This is a genomic window from Bacteroides sp. 3_2_5, from assembly GCF_000159855.2.
GTDB classification, from domain to species: domain Bacteria; phylum Bacteroidota; class Bacteroidia; order Bacteroidales; family Bacteroidaceae; genus Bacteroides; species Bacteroides fragilis.
Genome location: NZ_JH636044.1, coordinates 3,107,896 through 3,128,291 on the forward strand (window position 1 = coordinate 3,107,896; position 20,396 = coordinate 3,128,291).

Genomic DNA, 20,396 nt, shown 5'->3' on the forward strand with positions numbered 1-20,396 from the left:
GATTTTTGCTTATCTTCGCAGCACTATTATGGAAGAGAACACAAGTAAATTACTAATTATTAAAATAACTATGAGACAAGTAAACCTATTTATTATGTCGGCAGCAATGATGTTAGCATCTTGTGGTGGAACCAAAGATGCAGGCAAAACAGATCAGGCGCTGATCGGTAAATCCGATATCAAGATCGAAGGAAAGCGGATGACTCCCGAAGCACTTTGGGCGATGGGACGTATCGGCGGACTGGCCGTATCGCCTGACGGAAAGCAAATAGCCTATACTGTGGCTTATTACAGTGTCCCCGAGAACAAGAGCAACCGGGAAGTTTTTGTGATGAACGCGGATGGAACGGATAATCGACAGATTACCCACACTCCTTATCAGGAAAATGAAGTGACTTGGGCGGCAGACGGAAGCAAGCTGCTCTTCCTGAGCAATGACAACGGCAGCAGCCAACTGTATGAAATGAATCCGGACGGTAGCGGACGCAAGCAGATCTCCAAGTATGACGGAGACATCGAGGGATATTCCATCTCACCGGACGGTAAAAAAATACTCTTCATCGCTCAAGTGAAAACAGTAAAGAGCACGGCTGATAAATACCCCGACCTGGATAAAGCGACCGGAATCATCATCACCGACCTGATGTATAAACATTGGGACGAATGGGTGACCACCGCTCCACATCCTTTCATCGCCGACTTTGATGGCAAATCAATCTCCAACATCATAGATGTGCTGGAAGGAGAACCTTACGAAAGCCCGATGAAACCTTGGGGAGGTATCGAACAACTGGCTTGGAATACGACTTCGGACAAGGTGGCTTATACCTGCCGCAAAAAAACGGGACTGGCTTATGCCATATCTACCAACTCGGATATCTATGTATATGACCTGAATACCAAGAAAACAGTAAACATCACCGAAGGTATGATGGGTTATGATACAAACCCGCAATATTCTCCGGATGGAAAAAGCATTGCCTGGCAAAGCATGGAGCGCGACGGTTACGAAGCTGACCAGAACCGCCTCTTCGTCATGAACCTGGAAACGGGCGAGAAACGTTTTGTAAGTAAAGCTTTCGATTCGAATGTAGATGCATTCATATGGAGCCGGGATGCCAAGACGATCTACTTCACCGGTGTATGGCATGGCGAGACACAAATTTATTCACTCGATCTGGCTAACGATTCCGTACGCCCCGTCACTTCGGGTATGTACGACTACGAAGGCGTTGCCCTCTTTGGAGACAAACTGATTGCCAAACGCCATTCAATGAGTATGGGTGACGAAATTTACGCAATAGCTTTGGACGGACAAACCACGCAACTGTCCCAAGAGAACAAGCAAATCTATGACCAGATCGAAATGGGTAAAGTAGAAGGCCGCTGGATGAAAACAACTGACAGCAAAGAGATGCTGACATGGGTCATCTATCCGCCTCAATTCGATCCGAATAAGAAGTACCCGACACTGCTTTTCTGCGAAGGTGGTCCTCAGAGTCCGGTAAGCCAGTTCTGGAGTTATCGTTGGAACATGCAGATTATGGCCGCCAACGGTTATATCGTCGTAGCTCCGAATCGTCGCGGACTTCCGGGCTTCGGATTGGAATGGAACGAAGCTATCAGCGGTGATTACGGTGGTCAATGTATGAAGGATTATTTCACGGCTATCGACGAAATGGCCAAAGAGCCGTTTGTGGATAGTGATCGTCTGGGTTGTGTAGGTGCCAGCTTCGGAGGATTTTCTGTGTATTGGTTGGCCGGACATCACGACAAGCGCTTCAAGGCATTCATTGCCCACGACGGTATCTTCAATATGGAAATGCAATATCTGGAGACAGAAGAAAAATGGTTTGCCAACTGGGATATGGGCGGTGCTTACTGGGAAAAACAGAATCCGACAGCCCAACGTACATTTGCCAATTCTCCCCATTTGTTTGTCGAAAAATGGGATACTCCAATTCTCTGTATCCACGGTGAGAAAGACTACCGCATCCTTGCCAACCAGGCAATGGCTGCATTCGATGCTGCCGTGATGCGTGGTGTACCTGCCGAATTACTGATTTATCCGGATGAAAACCACTGGGTACTGAAACCACAGAACGGTGTACTGTGGCAACGGACTTTCTTCGAATGGCTGGATCAATGGCTGAAACCAAACGAAACGGCACAGAAATAAAGGCTGTGTTGTCAACAAATAAAGGCTCTGTCCGGTAGGGACAGAGCCTTTATTTGTTGACAACAGAAGCTCTATTTGGAAGGTAAGAAGTACCCAAAGTCTACATCCGCTTCAACTTCACCACCTCTCCCAGTACGGGGATATATACATCTATCTTTCGCTTCTTGGCTTCGGCAGCAAAAACCAGAGGAGGGTCATGCAGAGGTTCATCGGACAAATCGAAAGTTCCGTAATGCATCGGAATTGTGAGAGCAGCCTTCATATCGGTCGATGCAGTCAGAGCATCATAAGGCGATATATGATTGGGTTGCATAAACCAGCGCGGTTTATAGGCCCCGATACCCACCAAAGCATAATCGGGAGCTCCAAAAAGATCGGGTATTTCACGGAAATGCCTGGAGTAACCGGTATCACCGCTATAGTAGAGGGAAATACCATCGGCCTGTACCATAAATGCCCCCCACAGCCTGCGCCCTCCATCGCGAACGGAACGTTTGCTCCAATGTTGTGCGGGAAGAAACGTTATTTTCAGCCCGTCATCTTCTATCTGCTGATACCAGCCAGCCTCTGTCACCTCAAGCTCAGGAAACCATCCTTTAATCAGCTCCCCGGTGCCCAGACCACAAAAAAGTTTCATCCCCGGATTGTTTTTTACCAACCGTGCCACACTTTGCTTATCGAGGTGATCAAAATGATCGTGACTGATCAGCAGATAATCGATATCGGTAAATATATCGGGATTGGCCGGAAAATCACTTTGCCGCTTAACGAAAGGAATATCACCGAAAACGGGGTCGAACATGATCCGCTTCCTAGCTAACTGCAGGAAGAAAGAATTATGCCCGAGCCAAATCAGTGAATTGCCTACCACGCCATCCAGCGAACGCAGATAATTCAACTTGGGACTCCACTTCACACTCTTTTTCTCTTTCCGCTGCGGATTGGGCGAAAGACGCCACTTCAACACACTCCCCATTCCGGGACGAAAACGATGCTGGCGATTGACAAACTTTCCTCTTACTACAGGATTGCCCCGCCAGTGAGGATTGACCGTTGCCAGTCTTTCATTTCTTCTGAAACATATATGCTCGCCCATATGATACGTATTCTTTTCGATGAGTAACAAACAAAAATAACAAAAGATTTGTGGTTCGTTGCACAAAACCGTATTTTTCTTACAAAAAAAATGCCTCCCGGACACACTACGGGAAGCATTTCTATGATCATCAACTAATTGGCATTTCACGTCATCCGACCCAAAGGAAAGGATAAGGCCATCCCAGGTAAGAGAGGTTGATGACAAAAATAACGACAGCCAGTATCCATATAATCAACAGTGACCATTTCAGTCCGGATGACATAGGAGACCAATTGAAGATTTGCCGGAGAATCACGAAAATAATGGCGGCTAAAGGAATACCTGCCAAGACAACTCCTGCAATGCTCCCGGCGATAGTCATCATCGGAGAAGTAGAGATCAATGGTGACCAGTCGACCGAAGGCAACATCTGATAAAGAGCGGCTCCACCTCCGATGGCTACTGCAATGGCAGCAATCACCAGAGCAACGAAAACGATGGCAAGAACAAAAAGAACAGGGCTGCAAATAATGGCAAGAACCACCAGGCAAGCTTTCAGGAAGAATCCGGCAATGGACACCAATGCGTCTCCTACTTTCTGCAGAAAGCTACGGGGTTTACCAGAGTTTACGTAGTTGTTTACACCGTTGGCCATCCTCTCAAAGCCATCGGTCACCGTCCTGCCAATGTTCTCGATAGTGATATCCTCTCCCCGCATGTTCAGCTTCTCGGCTGCCGTACGAGCTTCGGGAATAACTAACCAACAAATAATATAGATAGGAATCAATACGCCATATCCGCAGATAAGTACCACAAACATGATAAGCCGGAGCACCGTGACATCCCAATTAAGATAAGCTGCCAACCCGCTGATTACACCACCCAGTATCTTATCGTCAGGATTACGATATAATCTGCGCCGAATGGTCGCACCTTGCTGTGCCCCCGTTTGTCCGGTTGTCTTTTGGGGCTCCTCTTCTCCGGTATCCTCGCCGAAGTCTTCCGGTTTACCCATACGTGCAATCACCTCTTCCACATCCGCAATCGTAATAACCTGCGAACCGGCCGACAGCTTTTCGGCAAAAAGCTCGGAAATGCGGTTCTCTATATCATTTACAATTTCCTCTGCTCCTTCTTGTTTGCGAAAGTGAAGTCTCAGGTTGCACAGATAATTATCAAGCAACCGATAGGCATCTTCGTCAATATGAAAAACGGTTCCGCCTAAATTTACGGTTAATGTTTTTTTCATCTTTATTTCTTTTTAAATGGATTCTCTATTAGCTATATGATTCACGGTTTCATTCAGTTCTTTCCAGGAAGCCTCCAGTTCACCAAGAAAAGACTCCCCTTTCCCGGTTAGTTTGTAATATTTGCGTGGCGGTCCTTGTGTTGACTCAACCCACTCGTAACTGAGCAAATCATCATTTTTCAGCCGGGTCAGCAATGGATATAAAGTCCCCTCCACCACAATCAGCCTCGCCTCTTTCAGTTTCTGAATGATATCCGAAGCATAAGCCGGCTCTTTATGCAACAATAACATGATGCAATACTCCAGCATACCCTTTCGCATTTGCGACTTTACATTATCTACATTCATAAGTTCTATCTTTTAGATGCAGCAAATATAGGCATTGTCTTGGTACTATGCAATACAAAGTACCTTATTTTTATACTAATTAACGCATTAAGTCCCTTTCACCTTATTATAAATGCAAATTATCACTATATTTGCCGTATAAATTGAAAAATACAACAAACATGTTTACTATCCGAAAAGCAACCTCAGATGATTGCAAACTGATTAACGAACTGGCAAACCAGGTATTTCCCGCCACTTACAAAGAAATACTTTCGACCGAGCAACTTGACTACATGATGGAGTGGATGTATGCACCCGAAAACATCCGTAAACAAATGGAAGAAGAAGGGCATGTATACTTTATCGCCTATCAGGGAGACGAACCTTGCGGCTACGTCTCTGTCCAGCCCCAGGATGCCGATGTGTTTCATCTCCAGAAAATATATGTTCTCCCCGGCTTTCAGGGGGCACATTTAGGCAGCAAACTATTTGATCACGCAGTGCAATATATCAAAGAGATACACCCGTCTCCCTGCCTGATGGAACTAAATGTAAACCGAAACAACAAAGCGCTGCACTTTTACGAACATAAAGGGATGAAGAAATTGCGGGAAGGAGACTTCCCTATCGGAAACGGATATTATATGAATGACTATATTATGGGATTGGAACTTTGATTTATCTGTAAAGAAAAGGCCAATAGGAGAAACGCCCCGTTACATATATTGTTATCGAAATAACAAGTAATGTAACGGGGCGTTTGGTGTATAGTCAGTAACCCGAAGGTCTTATGCTACCTTTTCAAGTTTCTTCATGATAGAGAAGATAAACAGGGCGGCCAGCAAACAGCATACGATAAGTACACTCCATACCATCCACAATTGCATGCCTCCCCACAGATAACCGATGATGGCAACCAGGTAGTTACCAATGGCAGTTGCAGCAAACCAACCACCCATCATCATACCTTTGTACTTGGGAGGAGCTACTTTCGAAACGAAAGAGATACCCATCGGCGACAAGAAAAGCTCGGCAAAAGTAAGAACCAGATAAGTGGAGATCAACCAGTTCGGAGAAACCAACGCATCCTTCTCAATGCCACTGGCAGCCAAAGCGTCCGGAGTAGGCAGACCGATAGAGCCGATAGCCATGATCAAGAAACCACATACGGCAATCATCATACCGATACCGATTTTACGCGGTGCAGAAGGTTCTTTTCCTTTTCTGGCCAGATAGCCGAACACTGCCAGCGAAACCGGAGTCAAAGCGATCACGAAGAACGGATTAAACTGCTGGAAGATCTGTGGCAGGATGTTGATTGTAGGATCCATAGAAGTATAACTCCATCCCAAGCAGAGGAGTGCCACCATAACTACTACACCGGCAATCGTTTTCGACTTTCCGGTTTTACCCTGAAACAGTGAAAACAGTCCGTAGATAACGATCAGCAAGAAGGTCAGGTTCACGATATTGAAGCCCAGACGGTCGAGACCGGTCACCTCTTGTGCCGTATAGTCACGAGCGAAGAATGTCAATGTCAACCCGTTCTGATGGAAAGCCATCCAGAAGAAAATAACTACGGCAAACACAAGCAACAGAGCTACGATACGTTGTTTAGTCTGTTCCGGAGTCAACTTCTCTTCTACCACGTTGGCCGGCTTAGCCTGTTTAGAGTTATAGTCCGCATGTTTGAATGTAGAACGGAAAGCTACATAAATAAGCATTGAAATAATCAAGGACACACATGCCACACCAAATCCATAGTTGTAAGCTTCGGAGAGCTTATCGATATAAGTAGTACAGAAAGTGGCAATGTCACCGGTAAAGTTTTGTGCAGCCTGCAAGGATTCCAGAGTAGCCTGGTTGGCAGGAGTGATTGTTCCATCGAGATATTGATGTGCCAATGAAGGAATCTGAGGGACATACGACAGACCTGCCTTGCCCAACATATAATTGGTTACTTTCGTTGCGGCTGTCGGAGCATACATTGCGCCAATATTGATAGCCATATAGAAAATACTGAATGCAGTGTCGCGTTTGGAACTATATTCGGGGGCATCATACAAATTACCCACCATCACCTGTAAATTACCTTTAAAAAGACCGGTACCGCAAGCAATCAGGGCCAACGCACCGAACATCATTATTTTGCCGGAGTTATCGGAAGTCGGGATGGCGAGTAGCGCATAGCCAATAAACATGACCACAATACCCATTGTCACCATCTTACCATAACCAAACTTATCGGCAAGAATACCGCCAAAGAAGGGGATAAAATAAACAGCAGCCAGAAAACATCCGAAAATAGTAGAAGTTTCAGCAGCAGTGTAACCAAACTTTGCTTGTAAAAACAAAGTAAAAATCGCAAGCATGGTGTAGTAACCGAATCGCTCGCCTGTGTTGGCAAGTGCCAGAGCATACAAACCCTTAGGTTGTCCTTCAAACATAAAATTAGAATATTAGATTATTAAATAGATATTTTTTGCAAATATATACTTTTTACTGAAATTAAACAGTATATAATACACAAACTTCCGCCCGAACCTCGTTTATTAGCTCTTTAGGGTCTATTTTTATCTGCAATCCTCTCTGCCCTGCACTTACATAAATATACGGAAAGCCCAGACAGGTTTCATGAATATAGGTAGGAAAATGCTTTTTCATTCCGATGGGCGAACAGGCACCCCGGATATATCCGGTGACGGACAGAAGCTCTTTCATAGGAATCATATCGCAACTTTTATTGCCGGACACTTTAGCAGCAAGCTTCAGGTTCACTTCCTGATCTCCTGGAATTACACAAACAAAATATCCCGTTTTATCACCGTGAAGTACGAGGGTTTTAAAAACCTGATTAATATTCTCTCCCAAACTTGCCGCTACATGCACGGCACTCAGATCGCTTTCGTCTACCTCGTAAGGAATAAGTTCATAGGCAATCTTGGCCTTATCCAGTAGACGGGCGGCATTGGTCTTATTGATTTTCATAGACAATATGTGTATTTCGGCAGCCACAGAGAGGAGCTGCCCATTAGTAAGTTAATAATGTAACTTTACGAAGTTAACTTCCTGCAATCACGAAGTTAACCTCGGACAAATACGATGAAGGTGTGTCATAACTCACCACAGATCACACAGATTTACACTGAACGTTTTTTAGTCTACTGACAGCCAATAATATTTATCTGTGTAATCGGTGGCGAATACGAATTTTGACATATCCTCATCATACAATATGAATTTTTAATTGATTTTCAATTCCTCGCGAAGAAACTTCGGAGTATATCCTTTGTTGCTCTTCGCAACTTCTTCCGGTGTTCCGAAACTGAGAAGTTCTCCTCCTCCCTTACCACCTTCGGGCCCCATATCTATTATGTAATCCGCCATCTTAATCACATCCAGGTTGTGTTCTATAACGATCACGGTATTGCCTTTATCTACCAATTTATTCAGGACTCCCATCAACACACGTATGTCTTCAAAATGCAGGCCGGTAGTCGGTTCATCAAGAATATACAAAGTCTTTCCGGTATCTCGTTTTGAAAGTTCAGTAGCCAATTTCACACGCTGGCTCTCACCTCCCGAAAGAGTTGTTGACGATTGTCCCAGTTTGATATACCCCAATCCTACATCTTGGATAGTCTTGATCTTATTCAGGATCTGAGGAACATTCTCAAAGAACTCTACTGCACGATTAATAGTCATATCCAGCACATCGGCAATAGATTTTCCCTTAAAACGTACTTCCAGCGTTTCACGGTTATAGCGTTTACCATGACAGACTTCGCACGGAACGTATACATCGGGTAAGAAATTCATTTCAATCGTTTTGTAGCCGTTACCGGAACATGCCTCGCAGCGGCCACCGGACACATTGAAAGAGAACCGGCCGGGCTTATAACCGCGGATCTTAGCTTCCGGCAGTCCGACAAACAGGCTCCGGATATCAGAAAAGACCCCAGTATAAGTAGCCGGATTGGAACGTGGGGTACGCCCCAAAGGGGACTGGTCCACATTAACCACCTTATCTATATTCTCAAGTCCTTCGATCGAATCATATTCCAAAGGATCCTGCAAAGAACGATAGAATTTTTGCGAAAGTATCGGTTGCAAAGTTTCATTAATCAGAGTCGATTTGCCACTACCGGAAACTCCGGTTACACAAATTAATTTACCCAACGGAAATTCCACATCCACATTTTTCAGGTTATTCCCTTTCGCGCCCCGTAACCATAAAGACTTGCCGTTTCCGGGACGTCTCTTAGAAGGTACTTCGATAGCCGTTTGTCCGTTAAGGTACTGCGAAGTCAGTGTACTGGTCTTCAACATCTCTTCAGGAGTACCGGCAAAAACGACTTCTCCTCCCAATCGTCCGGCCTTAGGTCCCATATCGATCACGTAGTCGGCAGCAAGCATCATGTCTTTGTCATGCTCTACCACGATCACGGAGTTACCCATATCACGCAGTTCTTTCAGAGAATTAATCAGCCGCAAGTTATCACGTTGATGCAATCCGATACTCGGCTCGTCAAGAATATAAAGCACATTGACCAACTGAGACCCAATTTGTGTGGCCAGACGGATACGCTGACTTTCTCCTCCGGACAGACTGACCGAGCTGCGATTTAACGAAAGATAATCCAACCCCACATCCAACAGGAATTTCAAGCGGGTACGTATCTCCTTCAGAATCTCGGCGGCAATCGTTTTCTGTTTATCTGTCAGGAACTTATCTACTTTCATCAACCAGTCATACAGCTCGTTGATGTCCATATTAGAGAGTTCATTGATGTTTTTGTCATGGATACGGAAATGAAGCGCCTCCTTATTCAACTTCGCCCCCTTACATTCAGGACAAACCGTAGTTTTAGCGAACTGTTCCGCCCATTTCTGAGCAGTGGCCGAAGCGTCTTTCTCTTGCAACATCTGGATATACTTCACAACTCCTTCATACGTTACAAAATAGTCGGAAGAAGTACCTATCAATGAGCTTTTTATTTTGATACGTTCATCCGAACCATACAGAATTTCATCAATAGCATCATTGGGCAGGTCTTTTACCGGAGTCTTCAGTGACGCATCGTACTTCTCCAGCAGAGCACCGATCTGCCAGAAAATCATCGCATTCTTATATTTACCCAAAGGAGCTATTGCCCCTTCATAGATCGACATCTCTTTATTGGGAATCACTTTATCCACATCAATCTGGCTAACTACTCCCAATCCTTTACAACGCGGACAAGCACCTTGCGGGGAGTTGAACGAAAAATTATGCGGAGCCGGCTCCCGGTACGACAATCCCGTAACAGGACACATCAAGCGTTTACTATAATGTCGGATACTCTCTGTCTGCGCATCGAGAATCATCAGCAATCCGTCTCCCTGACGCATAGCGGTGGCAACACTCTGTTTCAGCCGTTTATCATCCTTATCTTCTACGATCAGTTTGTCAACGACTACTTCAATATCATGATTCTTATAACGATCCAGTTTCAGACCATGTGTAATCTCACGAACCTCCCCGTCGATACGGACATACAGGTATCCTTTTTTCCGGATTTGTTCAAAGAGTTCTTTATAATGTCCCTTACGCGAACGCACCAGAGGGGCCAGCATATAGATTTTCTTCCCTTTATAATCTTTCAGAATAAGTTCCAATATCTGTTCTTCGGTGTATTTCACCATCTTTTCTCCCGAAAGATAAGAATAAGCTATTCCGGCACGGGCATAAAGCAAACGTAGATAGTCGTAAATCTCCGTAGTGGTTCCGACCGTAGAACGGGGATTTTTGTTCGTAGTTTTCTGTTCAATGGAAATAACCGGACTCAATCCTGTTATCTTATCTACATCCGGACGCTCCAGATTGCCCAAAAAGTTGCGGGCATAAGCCGAAAAAGTTTCAATATAGCGGCGCTGTCCTTCTGCAAATATCGTATCGAAAGCAAGAGATGACTTCCCGCTTCCACTAAGTCCGGTAATTACAGTCAGGCTATTACGTGGTATTTCCGCATCAATGTCTTTCAGATTGTGTACGCGCGCACCATACACATTTATATATTCTGTTTCCTGCATATTCTAACTTTTATTGAGCTGCAAAATTAATGTTTCCGCCCGAAATATAGTTTTAAAAAACACAATATTATTTTCTTAACTCAATATATTATGTGAATGTATGACATTATTCGTACCTTTGCCGTAATCAATTGAGAATTGAATAGTAAAAATTACAAATTAAGATTAATAAATTGATGAAATCAATCAAACGAATCTTCTTTCTCCTGTCCTTTATAAGTGTTTCCTATTTAAGCACCTTTGCACAAGAGAACCAATCCTACTTCCTGCACACCATTGAAAAGGGCCAAAGTTTATACTCCATCTCAAGCATGTATGGAGTCAGCAAAGCAGATATTATCCGACTGAATCCCGGTTGTGAGGACAAAATCTACGCAGGACAAGCCATTAAAATCCCACAGAACAAAACTGCTCAAAAAGGTGAAACCTTTCATACGATCCAGCCGGGCGAGACACTCTATCGGCTGACAACGACCTATAAAGTTTCTGCCAAGGCTATCTGTGACGCTAACCCCGGATTAAGCGCGGACAACTTCCGCATCGGACAAGTTATCCGTATTCCTTCGGCTGCCGAGGCTATCGATTCGACCGTAGAAGCTGTAGTGGCAGCTCCCTCAGAGCCTGCTATGCAACCGGCCGTCAAGCCACGCTGTAAAGATATGCATAAGGTGAAACGCAGAGAAACCATTTTCAGCGTCAGCCGTGAATATGGCATTTCCGAACAAGAACTGATTGCTGCCAATCCAGAATTAAAGAATGGCATGAAAAAAGGGCAATTTCTCTGTATCCCCTACCCGTCTGAAAAACCGACAGTCACTGTCCCCAAAACAGATGCCAACATCATACCGCCAAGTGACAGCGAATTGTTCCGTGAAAACAAAGAAGTTCCTAAGAGCATTTCTACTATCAAAGCGGCCCTCCTGTTACCATTTGACGACAAACGGATGGTAGAATATTACGAAGGTTTCCTGATGGCAGTTGACAGTCTGAAACGTACCGGAACTTCAATCGACCTGTATGTATACGATTGCAATAAAGAAAGTTCGTCGCTGAACAGCATTCTGGCCAAAAGCGAGATGAAAAATATGAATGTGATCTTCGGTCCGGCGCAACAACAACACATCAAACCATTGGCAGCCTTTGCCAAGAAAAACGATATACGCCTGGTCATTCCTTTTTCCTCAAAAGAGGGAGAAGTATTCAACAACCCGTTTATCTACCAGATCAATACTCCGCAATCTTATCTGTATTCGGAAGTATACGAGCACTTTACACGCCAATTTCCAAACGCCAACGTGATTCTTCTGGAATCAGCGGTTGTAGATAAAGATAAAGTAGAGTTTATCAAAGGTCTGAAACAAGAATTGGGAAGCAAAGGTATACCCGTAAAGACATTGAAAGAAAATGCCCCGGTAGAAACTCTAAAAGCAGCTCTGCACAATGACAAGGAGAATTTCTTCATTCCGACTTCGGGCAATGATCTGACGCTTCTGAGAATCATTCCTCAATTGACATTACTCGTTAGAGACAATCCGGAAGCACGTATTCATTTATTCGGTTATCCGGAATGGCAGACATATACAAAAGACCATTTGGAAAGTTTCTTTGAATTGGATACCTATTTTTACTCGTCATTCTACACGAACAATCTATTACCGGCCGCCATCAACTTCACTCAGGCATATCGCAAATGGTACAGTAAAGAGATGGAGGAACGGTATCCGAAGTACGGTATGCTGGGCTTTGACACTGGATACTTCTTCCTTAAAGGACTGTCTAAATACGGTTCCGAACTGGAAAAGAACCTTCCGCAAATGGATTTGACTCCTATCCAGACCGGATTTAAATTCCAACGTGTCAACAACTGGGGAGGATTTGTGAACAAGAAAGTATTCTTTGTTCATTTCACAAAGAACTTTGAATTGATTAAACTTGACTTCGAATGAAAAGGGATCAACTGAAATCACTCTTACTGGGAGCCATTTTGCTGGCAGGCATTACCCTGCCGGCAAAAGCCCAGATAGGCGAACAACGACATAATTTTGCAATCGGAATCAATGGCGGTGCTAATTACAGCACTGTTTCTTTCCAGCCCACCATCAAGCAAAACGGTCTTTTGGGAATTACCGGAGGTGTCACAGCACGCTACATTTCCGAAAAATACTTCGCTATGATCTGTGGTGCACAATTGGAACTTAACTTTTCTCAACGCGGATGGGACGAAAAATTCGATCCGGAACAGGGATTCTCTTCCGAAGACTCTTATGTCCGTACCATGAACTATCTTGAGATTCCTTTCCTTGCCCATCTGGCCTTTGGCAAAGACAAAGGGGTACAATTTTTCGTGAACCTAGGGCCACAAATCGGCCTCTTGTTAAACGAGAGCGAAAAAAGAAAAGGTACTTGGGAAACCGCGAATCGGGCACCCAATGAACAATACGGTAAATGGGTTGAAAATAAGTTTGATTACGGAATTGTAGGAGGAGGAGGCATTGAAGTCAGGACTAAAGCCGGTAATTTCCTTTTGGAAGGCAGATATTATTTTGGACTGGCCGACTTCTACAACAGTACCAAAAAAGATTATTTCTCGCGCTCTGCCAATAGTACCATTACAGCTAAAATCACTTATCTGTTTGATATAAAGAAGTAGAAAAGCATATATACAAAAATCGCCACAAAGGATTTAGAGTTTATAGAGAATAATTTCTAAATCCTTTGTGGCGATTCTATTTTTATCGGAGACGATCGGCAGCCTTTACCATCACTTCATCTCGTCCTATCGCACGGACCGCCAGCCAATTCAGAATAATCGAAATTAACGGCAGGCATAATGCCCATGATATCTGGAAAGTAGCACTCAGATCTTTCTTCAGGACAAACATGAAGGCAAGAAAAGTAAGATAATAACCAATCAGCAGAATACTATTGAATATCGTCATACGAATTTGCAACATACGGTTCTTGAACAGAAAGATCGTAGCGAATGCAATGATTGCACTGAGCAACAAGATACCAAATACCCCCCATGTAGAATAAAGTGTACCGTTCATCTCTACCCCCAATGGTTTAAAAACATACATTGCAGCATCAGCACCTATAAAGCTGCCTACAGGCAGACACATACTTGTTATCAATAATGCAGTAACAAGTAAAAGATAAATCGTTTGAATTCGTTGAATCATAGTTTTTAAAGTTGTGTTTAATCCGGAATAAAAAAGTCAAGCAATAAGAGATAGAAGAATAGACTCCTACTTACTACTTGACTCTTAGCTCTTCAATCAGCGAAGTAAATTACTGTAATTTTTCTTTCTCCTTCGCCGGGTTTCTATAATAGATCTTTCCTTCTACATATTCCTGCGCAGCAATCAGATTGGGTTTCGGCAATTTCTCGTAATAACGTGAAATTTCGATCTGCTCTCTGTTTTCAAACACTTCCTCCAGATTGTCGTTGTAAGAAGCAAACTCCGCAAGTTTCTTGGAAAGGTCATTTTTTATTTCCACACTAATCTGATTGGCACGCTTACCAATGATAGCCACTGTTTCGTAAACATTACCGGTATCGGCACACAAGTCCATCATATCACGGGTAATGGTATTCGTCGGAGCATTTGTTTTTTTGTAATCCATAAATCTATTTATAATTTAGTCTTTAATTACTTTTTGAGAATCTTTGAAAATCCTTTCGGCTTCCTTCAGATATTTACTTTCCGGAAATTCATTTTTGAAAGCATAATATTCGTCTACCGTTTCGCGATAACGATCCATCTTTTTATCTTCTACACTATTCACTGCCATCTCATATTTGGCACGGAGAATCAAAATAGATAAATCCTCACGATAATCAGTATAAGGATAATCTTTTAAAGCATTCTGTGCTGTGATTACACAAGACAGATAGTTGTTGCCCATATAATTACCCAGATTATAATATAATCTCGCTGAATAAAGTTCTTTCAAAACCAACTTATCCTGCAAAGCAAAAATCATATTCTGTGCCTCTTGTTTTCTGCTGCTTTGAGGATAATATTCCAAGAACATCTGCAACTGCTGGATAGCCTGATAAGTACTTGACTGATCCAATCGAGGTTCTGGAGTATCCAAGAACAAAGCTTTGCCTGCATGAAAACGAGCCAATTCAGAGAACTGACCACGTGGATATGTATTAAAATAAGTGATAAACGACTGTGCGGCAGTAGAATAATCTTTCTGATTATAATAACTCATAGCCAACATGTATAATGATTCTTCTGCCTTATCACCACCTTTCAAGATAGTTATCAACTCGTTCAGCAATGTAGCCGACCGATTATACTGACCCTTGGCGAAGTAGTTCTTAGCGGCCTCATACTTGTATTCGTAATCAGTGCTTTTTAGCAACTTATTGTACTCTCCACACGAGGATAAAACAGTAGCTGCAAGCAGCGTTATAATGATGTTCTTCTTCATTCTGTATTTAAATAATGCGCAAAGTTAAAGATTCGCGCTGAATAAACCAATTAATCAATGTTTTTTAAGATAAAAAAGAATGGAAGAATAGAGTTTAGTTACGAATGGCGAATAAGCATTGATGGATGGTTAATTTATAAACAATATAGCAGCTATTCATTAACCATCCACCACTTAATCACAGATTTTACAGTTTATACAAGTCGCTTGCCGCCAACAAGTCAACTTTCTTTTCCGTCAACACACGGATACAGTTTTCCATATCATTAGGACGGATAATCACATTTGCAGAGTTATTATTGGCAAATGAATACATATATTCAATAAAAACTCCTTCATTGGAAAGGTATTGCAATACTTTGGCTAACGCACCGGGCACGTTAGGACAGTTGATGCCTACCACTTCTGTCACATTCACTGCAAAATGATTATCTTTTAAAGCTTTATAAGCTTTATCCGGATCGGAAACAATCCCCCGGAGAATACCAAAGTCGGCATTTTCAGCAATGCAAAGAGCAGAAAGATTAATACCTTCCTTTGCCAATACTTCAGTCACCTCTGTCAGTCGGCCTGATTTATTTTCCAAAAAAATGGAAAGTTGTTTTGCTACCATAATAAATGACTTTATATTTAATATTCGTTATAGTTTTCTATTATCAATCACACGCTTCGCTTTGCCCACACTGCGTTCAATGCTGCGCGGCTCTACCAGCTTCACGTCTACTCCCAGACCTAATACACTTTGTAAGCGGCCTGTCAATTTCTTCTTTAAAGCCAGCATCTTGTTAATTTCATCCGAATAATAGTCAGGACGAACCTCAACCTTCAGTTCCATAGTATCCGTATTGTTCTTGCGGTCAATGGTCAACAGATAATGTGGCTCGAATTCCGCCATTTCCAGAATAACAGATTCTATCTGTGTCGGGAATACATTGACTCCACGGATAATAAGCATATCGTCACTACGTCCCAAGATGCGGTCCATACGCACCAAAGTACGTCCGCAAGAACATTTTTCATAATGCAAAGCCGTCAGATCTTTTGTCCTGTAGCGCAATAAAGGCATACCTTCTTTCGTCAGATGGGTAAAAACAAGTTCCCCGGTCTGTCCGGGTTCTACAGGCTGCAATGTATGCGGGTCTATTATTTCAGGGAAGAAGTGATCTTCATTCAAGTGCGTACCATTCTGGCATTCACATTCATATCCAACACCGGGACCTGCAATTTCACTCAATCCATATATATCATAAGCCTTAATGCCCAATTTGGTTTCGATGTCTTTACGCATACTTTCCGTCCAGGGTTCCGCACCGAAAGCACCCGCCTTCAGTTTAAATTCTTCGCGTGGAAAACCTGAGTCATTAATCGCATCAGCCAGATAAAGAGCATAAGACGGTGTACAACATAACACAGTCGAGCCAAAATCATGCATCAATGTAATCTGCTTTTCCGTATTACCACTTGACATGGGGATAACCGACGCTCCGATATTCTCGGCACCAGCATGTGCACCCAGTCCGCCCGTAAACAAACCGTAACCGTAAGATACCTGAAATATATCAGAACGGCCGGCGCCATAAGCTGTGAAGGCACGCGACAGACATTCTGCCCAAGTCGATAAGTCCTTACGGGTATATCCCACTACAGTCGGTTTCCCGGTAGTACCGGAGGACGCATGGATACGAACGATCTGGCTCATGGGTACAGCGCATAAGCCAAACGGATAATTGTCGCGTAAATCTAATTTAGTGGTAAATGGTAATTTGGATATATCTTCTATCCCGTTAATATCATCGGGTGTGATGCCCAACTCTTGCATTTTTTTACGATAGAACGGCGTATTATGATAAACGTATTCTACTATTTTCTTCAGTCTAATGCTCTGGATTTTATGCAAATTGTCGCGTTCCATGCATTCGATGCTCTCATTCCAAATCATGTCTTTCGTTGTATTTTGTTAGTTATGTTGTGCAAAGTAAAGGATTTATTTTAAAATTTGATTTGTTTATCTCAACTATTTTGCCGAATATTGTCTTCTGAAAGAAAAAAAGAAGCATGAATTTTGAATTAACATCCGCATACAAGCCGACCGGAGATCAGCCGGAAGCAATTGCGCAACTGACCGAAGGGGTTCTTGAAGGCGTACCGGCACAAACGTTACTGGGAGTAACCGGTTCCGGAAAGACATTTACCATAGCCAACGTTATTGCCAATATCAATAAACCAACATTGATCTTAAGCCATAACAAAACACTGGCAGCCCAGCTCTACAGCGAATTTAAAGGATTTTTCCCCAATAATGCTGTCGAATATTATGTATCTTATTATGATTATTACCAGCCGGAGGCCTATCTGCCAAGTTCGGATACATATATAGAAAAAGACCTCGCTATCAATGACGAAATAGATAAGCTCAGATTGGCTGCGACTTCGGCTCTTCTATCCGGCAGAAAAGATGTAGTGGTTGTATCCTCCGTATCTTGTATTTATGGTATGGGAAACCCATCCGATTTTTATAACAATGTAATTGAAATAGAACGAGGCCGGACCATCAACCGCAATGTATTTCTTCGCCGTTTGGTAGACAGCCTGTATATGCGCAACGATATTGAACTGAATCGTGGAAATTTCCGGGTCAAAGGAGATACGGTGGATATATATCTGGCCTATTCGGACAATCTGCTCCGGGTAACCTTTTGGGGAGACGAAATTGACGGTATCGAAGAAGTAGATCCGGTATCCGGAGTCACCATCGCACCTTTTGAAGCCTATAAAATATACCCGGCTAACCTGTTTATGACTACTAAAGAAGCAACTTTACGGGCCATCCATGAAATAGAAGATGATCTTACCAAACAAGTTGCCTATTTCGAGTCTATCGGCAAAGAGTACGAAGCCAAACGTCTATACGAACGAGTGACATATGATATGGAGATGATTCGGGAACTCGGTCATTGCTCAGGTATTGAAAACTATTCACGATATTTTGACGGCCGTGCTGCAGGTACACGTCCATACTGTTTGCTGGATTTTTTCCCTGACGATTTTTTGATTGTAATAGATGAAAGCCACGTCAGCGTACCGCAAATACGAGCTATGTACGGAGGTGACCGTGCCCGTAAAATAAACTTAGTGGAATATGGTTTTCGTTTACCGGCAGCTATGGACAACCGCCCCCTGAAATTCGAAGAATTCGAGTCGATGGCTAAACAGGTGATTTATGTCAGCGCTACTCCTGCCGATTATGAATTAGTACAGTCCGAGGGTATTGTTGTCGAGCAGGTGATCCGTCCTACCGGTCTGCTCGATCCGGTGATCGAGGTACGTCCCAGCCTGAATCAGATCGATGATCTGATGGAAGAAATACAGATACGCATTGAGAAAGAAGAACGCGTACTTGTCACCACACTGACCAAACGTATGGCCGAAGAATTGACAGAATATCTATTAAACAACAACGTACGTTGCAACTACATTCACAGTGATGTGGATACATTGGAACGGGTCAAGATCATGGATGATCTCCGTCAAGGAGTTTACGATGTGTTGATCGGGGTGAATTTATTGCGCGAGGGTCTCGACCTTCCGGAAGTGTCACTGGTTGCCATCCTCGATGCGGACAAAGAAGGATTTCTCCGTTCCCACCGTTCATTGACACAAACTGCCGGACGAGCAGCCCGAAATGTAAATGGAATGGTGATCATGTATGCAGACAAAATCACAGATAGCATGCGACTGACTATTGATGAAACCAATCGTCGCCGTGAGAAGCAACTTGCATACAACGAAGAACATGGTATTACTCCGCAACAAATTAAAAAGGCCCGTAATCTGTCTGTTTTCGGAAACGGAGCAGAAACAGAAGATACTCAAAAAGGTACCCGTGCATACGTGGAGCCTTCTTCACCCAATATTGCAGCTGATCCGGTCGTACAATATATGAGCAAAGCCCAACTGGAAAAAAGTATGGAGCGTACTCGCAAGTTAATGCAGGAAGCAGCTAAGAAACTTGAATTCATTGAAGCAGCTCAATACAGAGACGAATTACTTAAGATGGAGGACTTAATGAAAGAGAAATGGCCCGGATAAGAATATCCAAGTAATAAACTTCCAGAATATATCAAAGTGAACTCTTTAACTCTTAATTATCCTAACAAATTAAGCTGATAAATAAAATAAATGTTATAAAAAGAAAGGTTTTCTATGAAACATTTGCCAAGATCTCAAAAATCTGTATCTTTGCATTGTGTTTTTCATAGTATTAGATTTAAGGTTAACAAAGGTTGGAGCAAGGCGTTGCTCCTTTTTTTATGCTTTCAAATCAACTTTCACACCAAATCCTTATCTTTGCACAGCATCCTGAATATAGAAAAATGAAAAAGATCGTCCTTATGGGAATACCTTTATTGTTGATAGTCCTTGTGATCACCATCTATGTTTGCAACCGGACTATACAGAAAAATAGCGAAACATATATCTATTCGACTGTTTCCGATATTCCATATAATAAGGTAGGACTGTTACTGGGAACTTCACCTAAACTGAAAAGTGGAAAAGCCAACCTATATTTCGACTATAGGATTAAAGCTGCCACAGAACTCTACAATGCCGGAAAAGTCAAATATATACTGGTTAGCGGTGATAACCGGAGAAATAGTTATAACGAACCGGAAGAAATGAAAAAAGCACTTATAGCAGCAGGAATACCTGACCAACGGATTATACTGGACTATGCAGGTTTAAGAACATTGGATTCTGTGGTAAGAGCACATTTAATTTTTGGTTTGGAGCGTTTTACTCTGATTTCACAACAGTTTCATAACGAACGGGCAATTTATCTGGCTCAGCAAAGTCACCTCCAGGCTATCGGATACAACGCTCAGGATGTGAGTGCGTATGCCGGCTTTAAAACGAATCTTCGAGAATTATTGGCAAGAGTAAAAGTCTTTGTGGATATAGTTACCAATAAAGCTCCCAAACATCTTGGAGAAAAGGTAAAGATACCCGAATAATAATTGTATATTCCCCCCTAATAACATCAT

The 20,396-nt window shown here is 42.9% G+C and carries 17 protein-coding genes; 6 read left to right on the forward strand and 11 right to left on the reverse strand.

Annotated elements, in window-relative coordinates; genetic code table 11:
• Positions 1 to 70 precede the first annotated feature (70 nt).
• A complete protein-coding gene (locus BSHG_RS05440; protein ID WP_032497431.1) occupies positions 71 to 2,179 on the forward strand; it encodes an alpha/beta hydrolase family protein in 2,109 nt (702 codons plus the stop codon).
• A gap of 100 nt (positions 2,180 to 2,279) precedes the next feature.
• Here the strand turns inward: BSHG_RS05440 and BSHG_RS05435 are convergent, their stop codons facing one another.
• The 3 genes from BSHG_RS05435 to BSHG_RS05425 form a co-directional block, all read right to left on the reverse strand.
• The gene (locus BSHG_RS05435) at positions 2,280 to 3,275 is read right to left on the reverse strand and encodes an MBL fold metallo-hydrolase (protein ID WP_005793413.1); all 996 of its coding nucleotides are present in this window, start codon (positions 3,273 to 3,275) and stop codon (positions 2,280 to 2,282) included.
• A gap of 151 nt (positions 3,276 to 3,426) precedes the next feature.
• The gene (locus BSHG_RS05430) at positions 3,427 to 4,506 is read right to left on the reverse strand and encodes a PspC domain-containing protein (protein ID WP_008660527.1); all 1,080 of its coding nucleotides are present in this window, start codon (positions 4,504 to 4,506) and stop codon (positions 3,427 to 3,429) included.
• 12 nt (positions 4,507 to 4,518) lie between these two features.
• Positions 4,519 to 4,854: a PadR family transcriptional regulator gene (locus tag BSHG_RS05425; RefSeq protein ID WP_005788181.1), complete on the reverse strand. Its 336-nt coding sequence runs from the start codon at positions 4,852 to 4,854 to the stop codon at positions 4,519 to 4,521.
• 161 nt (positions 4,855 to 5,015) lie between these two features.
• Here BSHG_RS05425 and BSHG_RS05420 point away from each other — a divergent pair, with 161 nt between their 5' ends.
• Positions 5,016 to 5,513, forward strand: a complete 498-nt coding sequence (locus tag BSHG_RS05420; protein ID WP_005788183.1) for a GNAT family N-acetyltransferase — start codon at positions 5,016 to 5,018, stop codon at positions 5,511 to 5,513.
• Between the two features lie 111 nt (positions 5,514 to 5,624).
• Here the strand turns inward: BSHG_RS05420 and BSHG_RS05415 are convergent, their stop codons facing one another.
• The 3 genes from BSHG_RS05415 to uvrA form a co-directional block, all read right to left on the reverse strand.
• On the reverse strand, positions 5,625 to 7,283 hold the full coding sequence (locus BSHG_RS05415; RefSeq protein WP_005788185.1) for a peptide MFS transporter: 1,659 nt from the start codon (positions 7,281 to 7,283) through the stop codon (positions 5,625 to 5,627).
• A 61-nt stretch (positions 7,284 to 7,344) separates the two neighbouring features.
• Positions 7,345 to 7,824, reverse strand: a complete 480-nt coding sequence (gene ybaK, locus BSHG_RS05410; RefSeq protein ID WP_005788187.1) for a Cys-tRNA(Pro) deacylase — start codon at positions 7,822 to 7,824, stop codon at positions 7,345 to 7,347.
• Positions 7,825 to 8,079: 255 nt separating this feature from the next.
• Complete coding sequence (gene uvrA / locus BSHG_RS05405; protein ID WP_005788190.1) at positions 8,080 to 10,908, reverse strand: excinuclease ABC subunit UvrA; 2,829 nt, start codon at positions 10,906 to 10,908, stop codon at positions 8,080 to 8,082.
• Positions 10,909 to 11,084: 176 nt separating this feature from the next.
• Between uvrA and BSHG_RS05400 the strand changes: the two genes are divergently transcribed.
• Positions 11,085 to 12,854: a LysM peptidoglycan-binding domain-containing protein gene (locus BSHG_RS05400; protein ID WP_008660534.1), complete on the forward strand. Its 1,770-nt coding sequence runs from the start codon at positions 11,085 to 11,087 to the stop codon at positions 12,852 to 12,854.
• Entirely contained in the window at positions 12,851 to 13,558 is a 708-nt protein-coding gene (locus tag BSHG_RS05395) for a porin family protein (protein WP_005788195.1), read from the forward strand. The genes BSHG_RS05400 and BSHG_RS05395 overlap by 4 nt, the downstream gene beginning before the upstream one ends.
• 82 nt (positions 13,559 to 13,640) lie before the next feature.
• Here the strand turns inward: BSHG_RS05395 and BSHG_RS05390 are convergent, their stop codons facing one another.
• The 5 genes from BSHG_RS05390 to BSHG_RS05370 form a co-directional block, all read right to left on the reverse strand.
• Positions 13,641 to 14,090, reverse strand: coding sequence for a DUF4293 domain-containing protein (locus tag BSHG_RS05390; protein ID WP_005788196.1), 450 nt, complete (start codon positions 14,088 to 14,090; stop codon positions 13,641 to 13,643).
• 109 nt (positions 14,091 to 14,199) lie between these two features.
• Positions 14,200 to 14,535 carry a DNA-directed RNA polymerase subunit omega gene (locus BSHG_RS05385; protein ID WP_005788198.1) on the reverse strand — a complete coding sequence of 112 codons (336 nt, stop codon included), beginning with the start codon at positions 14,533 to 14,535 and terminating at the stop codon, positions 14,200 to 14,202.
• Positions 14,536 to 14,550: 15 nt separating this feature from the next.
• Complete coding sequence (locus tag BSHG_RS05380; protein WP_005788200.1) at positions 14,551 to 15,354, reverse strand: outer membrane protein assembly factor BamD; 804 nt, start codon at positions 15,352 to 15,354, stop codon at positions 14,551 to 14,553.
• Positions 15,355 to 15,541: 187 nt separating this feature from the next.
• Positions 15,542 to 15,967: a hypothetical protein gene (locus BSHG_RS05375; RefSeq protein WP_005778250.1), complete on the reverse strand. Its 426-nt coding sequence runs from the start codon at positions 15,965 to 15,967 to the stop codon at positions 15,542 to 15,544.
• A 27-nt stretch (positions 15,968 to 15,994) separates the two neighbouring features.
• Positions 15,995 to 17,293, reverse strand: a complete 1,299-nt coding sequence (locus BSHG_RS05370) for a phenylacetate--CoA ligase family protein (protein WP_005788204.1) — start codon at positions 17,291 to 17,293, stop codon at positions 15,995 to 15,997.
• A gap of 116 nt (positions 17,294 to 17,409) precedes the next feature.
• On the opposite strand from BSHG_RS05370, the gene uvrB reads away from it, so the two are divergent.
• Together uvrB and BSHG_RS05360 are read left to right on the forward strand one after the other, a co-directional pair.
• Positions 17,410 to 19,443, forward strand: coding sequence for an excinuclease ABC subunit UvrB (uvrB, locus tag BSHG_RS05365; protein ID WP_005788206.1), 2,034 nt, complete (start codon positions 17,410 to 17,412; stop codon positions 19,441 to 19,443).
• Between the two features lie 284 nt (positions 19,444 to 19,727).
• Positions 19,728 to 20,366: a vancomycin high temperature exclusion protein gene (locus BSHG_RS05360; protein WP_008769003.1), complete on the forward strand. Its 639-nt coding sequence runs from the start codon at positions 19,728 to 19,730 to the stop codon at positions 20,364 to 20,366.
• The last annotated feature ends 30 nt before the right edge of the window (positions 20,367 to 20,396 follow it).